This is a genomic window from Lysinibacillus sp. NPDC056232 (assembly GCF_042267565.1).
In the GTDB taxonomy this organism is placed as follows: domain Bacteria; phylum Bacillota; class Bacilli; order Bacillales_A; family Planococcaceae; genus Lysinibacillus.
The window spans coordinates 41,776-54,225 of record NZ_JBHJTF010000025.1; the positions used below are offsets into that span (position 1 = coordinate 41,776).

Consider the following 12,450-nt stretch of genomic DNA (forward strand, 5'->3'; position numbering starts at 1 on the left):
TACCGGCTCTACTGGGACTACCGGTTCTACTGGGGTTACTGGCGTTACCGGCTCTACTGGGATTACTGGCGCTACCGGTTCTACTGGTGTTACTGGGATGACTGGAGCTACTGGCGCTACCGGTTCTACTGGGGTGACTGGCGCGACTGGCGCTACCGGTTCTACTGGGGTGACTGGGGTTACTGGCACGACTGGCGCTACTGGCGCGACTGGAGCTACTGGAGCTACTGGCGTTACTGGCGTTACTGGCGCTACCGGTTCTACTGGAGTTGCCGGTGTTACTGGCGCGACTGGTGAAACTGGGACTACCGGTTCTACTGGCGCGACTGGCGCGACTGGTGAAACTGGGACTACCGGTTCTACTGGCGCTACTGGGGTGACTGGCTCTACTGGGATTACTGGTGAAACTGGAGCTACCGGCTCTACTGGCGTTACTGGATCTACTGGGGCGACTGGCTCTACTGGCGCTACCGGTTCTACTGGGATTACTGGTGAAACTGGATCTACTGGCGCTACCGGTTCTACTGGGATTACTGGTGAAACTGGATCTACTGGCGCTACCGGTTCTACTGGGATTACTGGTGAAACTGGAGCTACCGGCTCTACTGGCGTTACTGGAGCTACTGGGGCGACTGGCTCTACTGGGGCTACCGGTTCTACTGGCTCTACTGGTGTTATTGGCGCGACTGGCTCTACTGGGATTACTGGTGTTACTGGAGCTACCGGCTCTACTGGCTCTACTGGGGCTACTGGAACTGCTGGCTCTACTGGCTCTACTGGCTCTACTGGCTCTACTGGCTCTACTGGTGTTATTGGCGCGACTGGGTCTACTGGGATTACTGGTGTTACTGGAGCTACCGGCTCTACCGGTTCTACTGGGGCTACTGGCTCTACTGGGGCTACCGGCTCTACTGGGGCTACCGGCTCTACTGGGGCTACCGGCTCTACTGGGGTGACTGGAGCTACTGGCTCTACCGGTTCTACTGGGGCTACTGGCTCTACTGGGGCTACCGGACCAGCATTTACAGAAGGTTTCTCAGCATTTAATAATGCTATAACAGTAAGCGCTTCTACTACAATCACTAACTGGAGTGTGGCAGCTCCATATTTCACAACACCAGCATTCAATCCAACGACCGGAATTTTCACTGTTCCAACGACCGGAAGATATGCTTTTGAAGCTACAATTAACTACTCAACTACTGCTGCAATTTCCGTAACCTTAGGGGCTGGCATCAACCCATCATTTGCTATTCGCCAAAACACTACAACAAATTTAATAAACGGGCTATTCCCTTTATTAAATGTAAATGTTATTGCCGTATTGACTTTACGCGCTATCCTTGGTAATGGGACAGTAACATTAGCTGGAGAAGCCGATTTAAATGCAGGTGATGTTATTGATTTATTCTACAATGCTAACGGTTTAACGTTAGGACTTACTCTTGGAGGAGCTAACTCCGGCGGTATTGTATGGTCATGTCACCGAATTTCATAACATTAAGATCTTTACTGGGAAAGTAGAAACTTACTTTCTCAGTTTTTAATTTGAGTTATCTAACTTGTGCAATTTGTACTTTGCACTATCAAATTTCAAAATAAAAAAAGTAGTACAAACATTGATCTTCAAGTTTGTACTACTTACTGATAATCATTTATTTCTCACAAATCTCAAACATTTCCTTTAACATTTCTTCAGCAACATTTTTACCTTGCTCCACGCACTCAGGTATTGATATTCCTTCGAAGGAACTCCCCGAGAGCTTTACAGTGGGAAAATGTTCACGTAATTCTTGTTTTACTCGCTCTACCTTCGCTTCATGTCCTACGGTATATTGCGGCATGGCATTTTTCCAGCGGGAAACTACAGTCATTAACGGTTCTCCATCTACACCAATTGTTTTCATTAAATCCTGCAATACGGTCTTTTCAATTTCAGTATCGGATAGCGCTACAATTGCCTCGTCACCCACTCGGCCAATATAACTGCGTAACAGCACGTAATCATCTGGTGTTGTGCCTAGCCACTTTCGATTCATCCAAGTACAAGAAGTTATTGAAAAATCACTATTTCGAGAGACAAAAAATGATAACGCATCTAGATCACCTAACTGCTCTTTTTTAAATGCCATTGTCACAGTAGCAATAGTTGCTGCCTTCATCGTACTCAATTCAGTTAATAACTGGTGTTTGCTGAACATTTTTCTTGCCACATTAAAAGGTGTAGCAATAATAACTGCATCTGCTTTTAATTGTGTAAAATTGTTTAACACAACTTGAACAGTACCATCCTTACCATGCTCAATTTCCTCGACCTTAACACCCTTCATAACTGTCCCAGGAAGTAGTGATTCTTCAAGTTTTTCGATAAGTGTCTCAAGACCATTATTAAATGTTTGAAAAATGCCCTTATCTTTCGCAGTGAGATCGTTACTTAAAAAATTCGTACCAGCCTTTTTCATCCCAATAAGTAGGCTACGATATTTTTGCTCTAATCCATAAAGCTGTGGGAATGTTGAGCGCATGCTTAACTGCTCAATATCACCAGCAAATGTTCCTGCAAGTAATGGCTCTACGAGATTTTCTACAATTTCAGCACCGAATCTTCTTCTAAAAAATTGCCCTAATGGTTGGTCATCATTCTGTGCCGAACGAGGAATGAAAAAATCCCCCGCCGCACGAACTTTCCCGCTAAGTGAAAACAAACCTGATGTAATAAATGATGAGGCATGTGGTGTTGCTCCAGACAAAAGATTGCTCGGGATTGGATACAATTGACTACCAACGGCAACGTAGGTCGGTCCTGTATTGCTTGTAATCATTTCCTGTTCAATGCCTAAATCCTTTGCCAAAGCATACACATAGTTCTCACGATCAAAAAAAGATTCTGGACCGCGCTCGATAATAAAGCCATCTTTTCTCAGTGTTTGTATTTTTCCGCCAAGACGTAATGACGACTCGACAAGTACGATATCTAACGGCAATTCTTTTGCGCTTGCTTCTTTTTGCAAATAGAACGCAGTTGTGAGGCCAGTAATGCCACCGCCTACAACAACTACCTTTCGTCTTTTCTGAGTCACCAACATCATCACTTTCTTTTCGCTTAGCTTAGTTTTTTATGAATGGCATCAACCATTGCATCAATAAATAATGGGTGTGTATTTGGCATTGCTGGACGATAATATTTCGCGCCAAGTTCATCACAAACAACTTTACATTCATAATCGTTGTCATATAAAACTTCTAAATGTTCTGTAACAAAGCCAACTGGCGTATAAACGAATGAACGGAAGCCCTTTTGCTCGTAAAGTTCACGTGTTAAGTCCTGAACATCTGGACCGATCCATGGCTCAGGTGTTTGTCCTGCTGATTGCCAGCCAACTTCTACATTATTGATACCCGTTGCTTCTTTGATTAGTCGAGCTGTCTCAATTAATTGATCTTCATATGGATCGCCCAACTCTTTAATTTTCTCTGGAAGTGAATGTGCAGACACGACTAGACACGCTTTTTCACGCTCTTCAACAGACATTGCATCAAATGTTTCATTTACTTTGTTTTTCCAATACTCAATGAATTTTGGTTCATCATACCATGATTCTACAGAAGTAATTGTTAATCGATCTCCAGCCGCTTCTGTTGCACGACCATTATATGATTTAATGGAGAACGTTGAGAAGTGAGGAGCTAATACGATAGAAACCGCTTCTTTAATACCTTCTGTTACCATTCCTTCTACTGCATCTTCAATGAATGGGTGAATATGCTTTAAACCGATAAATAATTTGTATTCCACATTATCTTGTACTTCATTTAAACGTGCACATAAAGCTTCAGCCTGCGCTTTTGTAGCAGCAGCAAGTGGTGATAAACCACCGATTGCTTCATAACGGCCGCGCAAATCTTCTAAATGCTCTTCTGATGGTTTGCGACCGTGGCGAATATGCGTATAGTAAGGTTCGATGTCTTCTTCTTTATAAGGTGTTCCGTATGCCATAACTAATAAGCCTTTAACTTCTTTCATTACCTTTTCACCTCTAAATAATAGTTAAATATATCTTTAATCGTATAGTATGTGACAAAAAGAAGCTGTCCAATTCATTAGGTTGGACAGCACCCTTTCTACGATGAAATCGAGATTATCATTCATAGAAAAGAAAATATTCTTGTTCATATCTATATTAAGAGCGTGCTTGGATTTGTTGAGCACTATACTCATGAATAAGAGCTGTTAAACGTTTTAACACTTCTGGGTCAACATCTGGGAAGACACCATGACCTAAGTTAAAAATATGTCCTGGCATTTCTAAGCCTTGATCGATAATATCTTTCGTGCGTTTTTCAATAATGGACCAATCAGCAAGTAATAGTGATGGATCTAAATTCCCTTGTACTGGCTTAGTTATACCGTTAGCACGAGCTTCTTTAATCGGTAAACGCCAATCTAAGCCAACAACATCGATCGGTAAATCATTCCACTCTTTCGCTAAATGACTTGCACCGACACCAAACTGAATAAGTGGCACATTTTCTTTTTGTAGCTCTGCAAAAATACGTGTCATAATTGGTTTAATGAACACACGATAGTCTTCAACATTTAAAGCACCAACCCAGGAGTCAAATATTTGGATAGCTTTTGCTCCCGCTTCGACTTGAGCAGAAATATCAGAAATAATCATGTCAGCTAACTTGTCCATTAATGCAAACCAAGCTTGAGGCTCTGATACCATAAATGATTTTGTTTTATTATAGTTTCTTGAAGGTCCACCTTCAATCATATAGCTTGCGAGAGTGAATGGCGCACCTGCAAAGCAAATTAAAGGTACATTCAGTTGTTCTTCTGTTAACATTTTTATCGTTTCTAAAACGAATGGTGTATGTTCTTTCGCATTGAATTCACCTAGTTTTTCTATATCAGCAACTGATCGGATAGGATTTGAAATGACAGGACCTACTCCTGCTTTGATTTTTACATCTACTCCAATACCAGGGAGTGGTGTTACTATATCTTTGTATAAAATCGCTGCATCAACATTGTAATTTTCTACTGGTAATCGCGTTACATATGCACAAAGTTCAGGTTGATGTGTAATTTCCTCTAAAGAATACTTTTCTTTAATCGCACGATATTCTGGCTGAGAGCGTCCTGCTTGTCGCATATACCATACTGGTGTATGTTCCGTTCTTTCTCCCCGTGCAGCACGTAGAAGTGTATCATTAAAAGTTGTCATGAATAGTTCCTTCCCCTCATTAAAATTCATATCGTAAAATTCTTTTGTTTTTATTTCGTTATTATTGATATCCGTTTTCAATAGTAAACGCTTCCTCTGTTATTGTATAGTTTTCATAGGGAAATGTCATAAAATTGTTCTTTCTAAGGGCTTTCTTTTTTGACAAAGCTATATACTTACACTTAAATGGAGATAATCACGCTATATTCCAAATTCCACCTTAGCGTACTTGTTGCTTTCGAGCAGGTAATGGCGGGACTAAGTAGTGCGTTGTGCAAGCACAATTCATTCCTTTAAAAAGATGAACATTCATAAGGAGGGCAATAGTTGTGTATATTTATTTAACTTCTGGTACAGGTGATTTTTTAGAGCAATTAAAGAATAAATATCCAAACGAAGTCATGATTTTAATACACGGAGAAGGAAACTCTGTGCTTATACATGAAACAAAAGGAAAATCTGTATTTGCCACACCTCGTAAGTTTGAAGTGCTAGATTCAGTAAATGCTCTAGAAGAACGAGGTTTCTTTGTTTTCAACAATATTCCTGTTACAGATGAAGGTCGACCAGTTTTCGAACATCGCTTTTTAAATCGAGCACGTGCTATCGAAGATGAACCAGGTTTTGTAGCGTTTCGACTTCTTCGTCCATTAAATAGTGAAACATACATTGTCATGACACAATGGAACGGTCCTCATTCGTTCGAAGCATGGAAAAGCTCAAAGGCCTTTGCATCAGCACATGCTGAACGCAAAGAATCAACAGGCGTGAATCAACAGAATATTTTCTCAGCCGCTTCCTATATCACAACCTATAGTGCTGCTCCAAAAGAAGAAAACGAAGATTAGTTGAGAGGCGCAGGTATTTGATGCTTTCGCGGGTATTTGATGCTCTTCCGCGGGTATTCTCCCGTGACGTGCGGAGATTCATTACTTTTCCCAAGGATATTCTTGATGAGACGCGCTAACCCTCTATTTATCCAGTTTGTAAAACTATTATGTTATTCATAAAAATCTAGGATAATTTGTTTAAGGAGGTTTACTATGAACCAACATCTATTTGAAAAAATTGATGCTCATTTTGATGAAATGGTGGCGATTCGCCGTCATCTGCATATGTATCCGGAGCTAAGCTTTCAGGAGCAAGAAACTGCTAATTATATTATTCAGTTTTATAAAAATCTCGGCGTACCGGTTGAAGCTAATGTCAGTGGTCACGGTTTAATTGCGCGGATTAAGGGGAGCAAGCCTGGCAAAACGGTTGCCTTACGAGCAGACTTTGATGCGCTTCCTATACAAGATGAAAAAGACGTACCTTACAAATCAACTGTGTCTGGTGTTATGCATGCTTGCGGGCATGATGGTCATACAGCTACTTTGTTAATTGTCGGTAAGCTATTGTGGGAAATGCGCGATGAGTTAGTAGGAGAATATGTACTAATTCATCAACATGCTGAAGAGGTTGATCCGGGTGGAGCAATTGGGATGGTACAGGCCGGGGCTTTGAAAGGCGTTGATGCTATTTTTGGTACACACCTTTCTTCTAACCATCCTACAGGCATGATTGGCTACCGCGTAGGGCCGACAATGGCCGCTGTTGATAGTTTTGAAATAAAAATTCAAGGTCAGGGCGGTCACGGCGCTCATCCAGATCAAACTAAGGATGCGATTGTTATTGGCTCTCAGCTTGTTATAAATTTACAACAGCTTGTCGCACGTCGTGTTGCCCCAACTGAATCAGCTGTTTTGTCAGTTGGTTCATTCGTGGCATCTAATGCTGACAATATTATTGCCGATACAGCCTATTTAAATGGCACAATTCGAACGTTTGATAAGGATGTTCGTGAAACGATGGAACGTGAGTTTAAACGAGTTATCCAAGGTACAGAAATTGCACATGATTGTACAATTAAACTGGATTATCGTTGTGGCTACCCTGCAGTTGTAAATCATGAGAAGGAAACACTCTTTGTGCGTAATATAGCACAGGATATTTGCGATGTTACTGAGGTTGAAGCAACTATGGGGGCTGAAGATTTCGCTTATTACTTAGAAGAAAAGCCAGGTACATTCTTCTTCACAGGAGCCCGCCCAGCTAAATATGCACCACATCACCATCCAAAATTTGATATAGACGAAAAAGGGATGCTCATTGCTGCAAAGGTATTATTAACAGCAGCACTAGACTATCAATTAGTTGAATAAAAAATAAAGCTCATTTTTCCAATTCTTTTATTGGAGAAATGAGCTTTTATAATTAGAAAAAAATAAAGGTTCATCACCAAAGCGTGTGGTTGATTTCCGTTGCGACTGGGTGCTTTGTTGTTGCTGTCGCTATGCTTTCGCACAGATAAAACAATTGCTGCCGCTTCGCTTTCGCGCAGAGCAGAGCTTCCTGGGGGCGTCGGGCTAACACGATGTTGGTCACGAAGGCGTTATCACAGGACGTGATGGTTTTAGCCTTCGTTCCTCTATTGCTAATCCCCGAGGAGTCACCCAGTCTCCACTTCAATCAACTTAGTCGCATGACATACGTTTTAACAAAAGTCGAAATTAACTATATTCAAGATTTTGAGGCCTTAGCAGTCAATTCACTTACAACCAGTATGATGATAAAGGTTACATAGAACATTGGCTGTGTAATACCACATAGACCCACTATAATAGCTTGAGTGATCATCGCAAGACGCACAATTTGATTGACTGCTACCTTACGTGCTTCATCAGGCAAAGGATAAAGCATGTCCATGCGAAATTCACCGCTTGATAATAAAGCAGATTTTAATTGAATAGTTGTAGCAAAGCTCAATGCACCAGCAATAACCCATGTAACGACTGGGATATCTACAAAAGCTGCAATAACGGCTGAGATCACTGTTAATCGGAGCCATAAATAAAAATGATCATCTGTTCGGATGAATGTACGGAACACTAAGTACTTTTGAGCATTGTCCTTCTTATATGGCACAAATTTGTAAAGCCAATCAAACCAACCACGACGACGGATGCTACCACGTAAATGTGGAACGTCCGTGAAATAATTAGCAAAACGATAGAAACTCATCATGCGATTTTGTTCCAGCTTTACAAAATGCTCGTACGGTACAGGCTCACCTGCACATTTCTTTCTAAATATTACAATATACACACACCCAACTGCAGCAGCCACAATTGCTAAAATAAGCTGCATATGAAGCCCCATGTACACAGTAACACTAAAGATAACAGCTCGAATTAGCCTGTCTACCCAAATCATTTGACCACGTTCACTATAACGATAACTAAATTCACCTTGAACGCTCAAATACTTCAATATAATAATAAGTAGAAACACTGACCAAATTTCAAATGTTGTTAATTCAGTAATAGCTTTTAGTAAAGGGATACTTACGATATAAACAATTGCCACAATCCAAACCTGTGACCAAAACGTCCACGCTAACGCCTTTTTAAAATACTGTGACATTTTTGATTCTAATGGTAATAAATACACTTGGTCTGGCTCTCTCAAAAGTGAAGTTGGACGACTTAATGCAAGTAAAATCCCTACAAACACTGCGATTAATACCTCTGCTGGAAAATCGGGCTGTACACTTTTCAGCCATTCACTATACTGATAGCCCCCTGCTCCAATAAGAAATACTAGTACAATCGCTAGATGCCCTGTAAAAATAAATCGCATATATTTTTGCACTTCACCTATATAGTGCATGAAGCGAGAGGACCATACATCACGCAAGTTCTTCATGGTCGTGCTCCTTTGTCATGGCAATATATAAATCATCCAATGTCGCATGTGGCATCGCAAATACCTTGCGTAAATCCTCCATTGTTCCTTGTGCTCGCACACGTCCTTCATGCAATAAAATAATGCGGTCACAATGCTTTTCAGCGGTCGATAAAATGTGCGTAGACATTAAGATAGAAGCGCCTTCTTTTTTCTTTTCATCCATCTGATCAAGCAAGGATTGAATTCCAAGTGGATCGAGCCCCACAAAAGGCTCATCAATAATATAAAGGCTTGGATTGACTAAAAAGGCACACATAATCATAACCTTTTGACGCATCCCCTTTGAAAAATGTGAAGGGAACCAATTCAGTCGCTTTTCCATTCGAAATTCTTTTAATAATAATTGTGAACGAGCTGCAAGTGTTGCTTCATCTAGACCGTAAGCCATCGCGGTTAATTCTAAATGTTCACGTAATGTTAGCTCATCATATAATACAGGTGTTTCAGGAATATAAGAAAATGCTGTACGATACTTGTCCGTATTTTCCTTTAACGTCACACCATTTAAACGTATGTCTCCTTCTTTTGGAAGCATCGTTCCAATGATATGCTTAATCGTTGTACTTTTACCGGCTCCATTTAAGCCAATTAAGCCAACAAGCTCCCCTTTTTCAATCGTAAATGATAAATCTTTAATAACCGGCTTTCTTGTATAACCACCTGTTACATGCTGTACCTCTAATACCGTCATGCCATCACTCCTCTTCTCATTTATATTTTATCAAAAATTAGCAAATGATACAGTTATGAGTATGATAGAATGTATTTACATATAAAATAAGGAGGAATTTTCGAATGAGCGATTGCCTATTTTGCAAAATCATTGATGGATCCATCCCAAGTACAAAAATTTATGAAGACGAACATGTCTATGCATTTACTGACATTTCACCTGTAGCAAAGGGGCATACCCTATTAATTCCAAAGCATCACTGTAAGGATCTATTCGAAATGCCTGAGGATGTAGCTCGTAATTTATATGCAGCAGCACCCAAAATTGCGAATGCTATAAAAGCTGCTTTTAACCCAATTGGACTTAATACAATTAATAATAATGGCGCTGCAGCTGGACAAACTGTTTTCCACTATCACTTACATTTTATTCCTCGTTACGACGAAAAAGAAGGCTTGGGCTTAATTTGGCAAACACAAAAATATACACCCGAGCAATTAACTGAAGTTGCGGAAAGCATTAAAGCTAACCTTAAATAATTGAAATTCTGACTCACTCTAATTGTCAGAATTGTCTATTGCAATTTTCAAATTTATAGCGTACAATCACAAATAAGTTTCGCTAACGGTCATGAGGACACGTTAGGAGACAAAAAAGATTAGCATAGTCGAGGAGAGATTAGAAATGAATACAAAGAATTTAGTATTAATGGCACTTTTAGTTGGTGTTGGTGCTACCCTTTATGTGGTCACACCAGGTATGGTAAACGGCATGAAGCCTGATTTCATGCTAACAATGATGTTTATTGGTATTTTATTGTTCCCTACTATTAAAGAAACGTTCTTACTTTCTTTAGCAACAGGTGTACTTTCAGGATTATTTACAACGTTTCCAGCTGGCCTTGTTCCAAATATTATCGATAAAGCAGTAACAGGCTTTGTCTTTTTAGCAGCCTTAATGGTATTGAAAAAGTTGGCAAGTAATTTCGCAGTATCTGCTGTCTTAGTTGGTTTAGGAACAATTTTATCTGGAACTGTCTTTTTAGCAGTTGCACTTTTTGTATTCAATGCAAATGTTGGTGCAACATTCGCTGTTCTGTTTGTAGGGGTTGTATTACCCGCTGTAGCATTTAATGTCATTGCTTTTGCAATTATTTATCCTATAGTTGCAAAATTAGTGAAGCGCTCTAAATTCCAAACAGCTATTTCAATTTAATAAAAGGTGCATACATTTAGAAAATGCACGTTTATCTTCAAAAGAAACCAAACCGTGATTCAAAATCACTCGTTTAGTTTCTTTTTTCTTTTTGTATAGGTGCATTTCATGGTTTAATAGTAGGTAACACATGATAATTACAGGAATGAGGTAATCGATATGAAAGCAAAACCATTTTTATTTGGACTTGGAGCTGGGATCATTGGCGGTACAATTGCTGTACTTTTTTCTACTCCTCAATCAGGACAACAATTACGTGCTAATTTGCGATCAAATGCTGAAAGCACCAAGGACAAACTTTTAGATGTAAAACAGCAAGCAGGCACAGTTAAACAATCTGTTCATTCACTTACTAATGAAATGAAAAATAATATACCACTAATAATAAATGATTTAAAACAAACTATTACTACATTCACTGAAGAAATCGAACCGTCAAAAAATAACTTACAACAAGAAATAGAAGCATTACAGAATTCAATAAGCGAAATCGAGAAAAACGTTGCACAATTTACAGAAAAAAAGAAAAAAACGAAAGAAAAAGTTAGCGACTAAAGTCCTTTCTAGTTGATAAAAATTCTATATTTTTATTAATTCTGATTGATAAAATGTTGTTTTTTAACCACTTTTCAATTTTTTAATTTTTCTAACTTTAAACTTTTTTCCTTTATTGCTATAATATTTTTAAAATGTTAAAGAAAGCAGTAGGTGATGGCTTTGTCAGAGGAATTATACACTCAAAAAGAAGCGATGCTTTATAGTCAAAGAATTGCGCAAATATCAAAAGCTTTATGGAAAGCAGTTGAAAAAGATTGGCAGCAATGGATTAAACCCTACGATTTAAATATTAACGAACATCATATTTTATGGATTTCGTATCATTTAAAAGGGGCTTCAATTTCTGATGTGGCAAAATTTGGGGTAATGCATGTTTCTACTGCATTTAATTTTTCAAAAAAATTAGAAGAACGTGGATTCCTTAAGTTTTCAAAGCGTGATGACGACAAGCGGAATACGTATGTTGAGTTAACAGATGCAGGCACAGACCTTATTGTTGAAATGAATAGTAATTATCATAATACGTATCATTCTGTGCTAGAAGGTTCATTAGCTTTAAAAGACCTATACGGTCGCTTCCCAGAATTTTTAGATGTTATGGCTGTTATTCGCAATATATATGGAGAGGACTTCATCGACATTTTCGAACGTTCCTTCCAACACTTCCGTGATTCCTTTGATAAGGTAGAAGAACGTCCAACTGTAAAAGGATGAAAGTGAAACTAGGCTTTTAGCGACAGCAAAAGGTTTTGTCTGTGCGAAAGCGTAGTGTTAACGTAGCGTCAGCAACAAGATTTTGGTCACTTAGTCGTCGCCAAAGGACGTTGCGTTTTTAGACTGAGTTCCCCTATTTAAGCGGGTGTTTGGACTTCCGCTGAAAGAAGTTAAAAGAGGTGTTTCAGAAATATTTCTGAGGTACCTCCTTTTTCTTGCATTCTAATATAAATCAATTTAAATTAAATAGGACCATTCATATTACGGAGT

At 39.4% G+C, this 12,450-nt stretch carries 13 protein-coding genes; 7 read left to right on the forward strand and 6 right to left on the reverse strand.

Annotation, left to right across the window (positions count from 1 at the left end):
* The coding region (locus ACFCYJ_RS17650; protein WP_376075451.1) for a beta strand repeat-containing protein at window positions 1-1,498 on the forward strand (1,498 nt) is incomplete at its 5' end.
* 157 nt (window positions 1,499-1,655) lie between these two features.
* On the opposite strand, the gene hemY is transcribed toward ACFCYJ_RS17650, so the two are convergent.
* The 3 genes from hemY to hemE all read right to left on the reverse strand — a co-directional run bounded on the left by hemY (window position 1,656) and on the right by hemE (window position 5,231).
* On the reverse strand, window positions 1,656-3,089 hold the full coding sequence (hemY, locus tag ACFCYJ_RS17655) for a protoporphyrinogen oxidase (protein ID WP_376075453.1): 1,434 nt from the start codon (window positions 3,087-3,089) through the stop codon (window positions 1,656-1,658).
* Window positions 3,090-3,103: 14 nt separating this feature from the next.
* A complete protein-coding gene (gene hemH, locus ACFCYJ_RS17660) occupies window positions 3,104-4,024 on the reverse strand; it encodes a ferrochelatase (protein ID WP_376075455.1) in 921 nt (306 codons plus the stop codon).
* A 157-nt stretch (window positions 4,025-4,181) separates the two neighbouring features.
* Window positions 4,182-5,231: a uroporphyrinogen decarboxylase gene (hemE, locus tag ACFCYJ_RS17665; protein WP_376075503.1), complete on the reverse strand. Its 1,050-nt coding sequence runs from the start codon at window positions 5,229-5,231 to the stop codon at window positions 4,182-4,184.
* A 329-nt stretch (window positions 5,232-5,560) separates the two neighbouring features.
* Here hemE and ACFCYJ_RS17670 point away from each other — a divergent pair, with 329 nt between their 5' ends.
* Window positions 5,561-6,079, forward strand: coding sequence for an antibiotic biosynthesis monooxygenase family protein (locus tag ACFCYJ_RS17670; RefSeq protein WP_376075456.1), 519 nt, complete (start codon window positions 5,561-5,563; stop codon window positions 6,077-6,079).
* A gap of 195 nt (window positions 6,080-6,274) precedes the next feature.
* Window positions 6,275-7,435 carry an amidohydrolase gene (locus tag ACFCYJ_RS17675; protein ID WP_376075458.1) on the forward strand — a complete coding sequence of 387 codons (1,161 nt, stop codon included), beginning with the start codon at window positions 6,275-6,277 and terminating at the stop codon, window positions 7,433-7,435.
* Between the two features lie 73 nt (window positions 7,436-7,508).
* Here ACFCYJ_RS17675 and ACFCYJ_RS17680 read toward each other — a convergent pair whose 3' ends face one another.
* Genes ACFCYJ_RS17680 through ACFCYJ_RS17690 form a run of 3 tightly spaced genes read right to left on the reverse strand, consistent with a single transcriptional unit; the run spans window position 7,509 to window position 9,711 of the window.
* The gene (locus ACFCYJ_RS17680) at window positions 7,509-7,742 is read right to left on the reverse strand and encodes a hypothetical protein (RefSeq protein WP_376075460.1); all 234 of its coding nucleotides are present in this window, start codon (window positions 7,740-7,742) and stop codon (window positions 7,509-7,511) included.
* A 51-nt stretch (window positions 7,743-7,793) separates the two neighbouring features.
* A complete protein-coding gene (locus ACFCYJ_RS17685; RefSeq protein ID WP_376075461.1) occupies window positions 7,794-8,978 on the reverse strand; it encodes an ABC transporter permease in 1,185 nt (394 codons plus the stop codon).
* The gene (locus ACFCYJ_RS17690) at window positions 8,962-9,711 is read right to left on the reverse strand and encodes an ABC transporter ATP-binding protein (protein WP_376075462.1); all 750 of its coding nucleotides are present in this window, start codon (window positions 9,709-9,711) and stop codon (window positions 8,962-8,964) included. The genes ACFCYJ_RS17685 and ACFCYJ_RS17690 overlap by 17 nt, the downstream gene beginning before the upstream one ends.
* A 104-nt stretch (window positions 9,712-9,815) precedes the next feature.
* On the opposite strand from ACFCYJ_RS17690, the gene ACFCYJ_RS17695 reads away from it, so the two are divergent.
* From ACFCYJ_RS17695 to ACFCYJ_RS17710, 4 genes are all read left to right on the forward strand, one after another.
* Window positions 9,816-10,232 (forward strand): HIT family protein, encoded by a 417-nt coding sequence (locus ACFCYJ_RS17695; protein ID WP_323649866.1) that lies wholly within the window; start codon window positions 9,816-9,818, stop codon window positions 10,230-10,232.
* Window positions 10,233-10,377: 145 nt separating this feature from the next.
* A complete protein-coding gene (locus ACFCYJ_RS17700; protein ID WP_376075464.1) occupies window positions 10,378-10,908 on the forward strand; it encodes a tryptophan transporter in 531 nt (176 codons plus the stop codon).
* A 159-nt stretch (window positions 10,909-11,067) separates the two neighbouring features.
* Window positions 11,068-11,463, forward strand: a complete 396-nt coding sequence (locus tag ACFCYJ_RS17705; RefSeq protein ID WP_376075466.1) for a YtxH domain-containing protein — start codon at window positions 11,068-11,070, stop codon at window positions 11,461-11,463.
* Window positions 11,464-11,619: 156 nt separating this feature from the next.
* A complete protein-coding gene (locus ACFCYJ_RS17710) occupies window positions 11,620-12,180 on the forward strand; it encodes an HTH-type transcriptional regulator Hpr (protein WP_376075504.1) in 561 nt (186 codons plus the stop codon).
* Window positions 12,181-12,450: the final 270 nt, after the last annotated feature.

Excerpts from the sequence above, each read along its gene's own strand:
- hemY (WP_376075453.1), bottom strand. The coding sequence starts at position 3,089 with ATGATGTTGGTGACTCAGAAAAGACGAAAGGTAGTTGTTGTAGGCGGT.
- hemH (WP_376075455.1), bottom strand. The coding sequence starts at position 4,024 with ATGAAAGAAGTTAAAGGCTTATTAGTTATGGCATACGGAACACCTTAT.
- hemE (WP_376075503.1), bottom strand. The coding sequence starts at position 5,231 with ATGACAACTTTTAATGATACACTTCTACGTGCTGCACGGGGAGAAAGA.
- ACFCYJ_RS17675 (WP_376075458.1), top strand. The coding sequence starts at position 6,275 with ATGAACCAACATCTATTTGAAAAAATTGATGCTCATTTTGATGAAATG.
- ACFCYJ_RS17685 (WP_376075461.1), bottom strand. The coding sequence starts at position 8,978 with ATGAAGAACTTGCGTGATGTATGGTCCTCTCGCTTCATGCACTATATA.
- ACFCYJ_RS17690 (WP_376075462.1), bottom strand. The coding sequence starts at position 9,711 with ATGACGGTATTAGAGGTACAGCATGTAACAGGTGGTTATACAAGAAAG.
- ACFCYJ_RS17695 (WP_323649866.1), top strand. The coding sequence starts at position 9,816 with ATGAGCGATTGCCTATTTTGCAAAATCATTGATGGATCCATCCCAAGT.
- ACFCYJ_RS17700 (WP_376075464.1), top strand. The coding sequence starts at position 10,378 with ATGAATACAAAGAATTTAGTATTAATGGCACTTTTAGTTGGTGTTGGT.
- ACFCYJ_RS17705 (WP_376075466.1), top strand. The coding sequence starts at position 11,068 with ATGAAAGCAAAACCATTTTTATTTGGACTTGGAGCTGGGATCATTGGC.
- ACFCYJ_RS17710 (WP_376075504.1), top strand. The coding sequence starts at position 11,620 with ATGGCTTTGTCAGAGGAATTATACACTCAAAAAGAAGCGATGCTTTAT.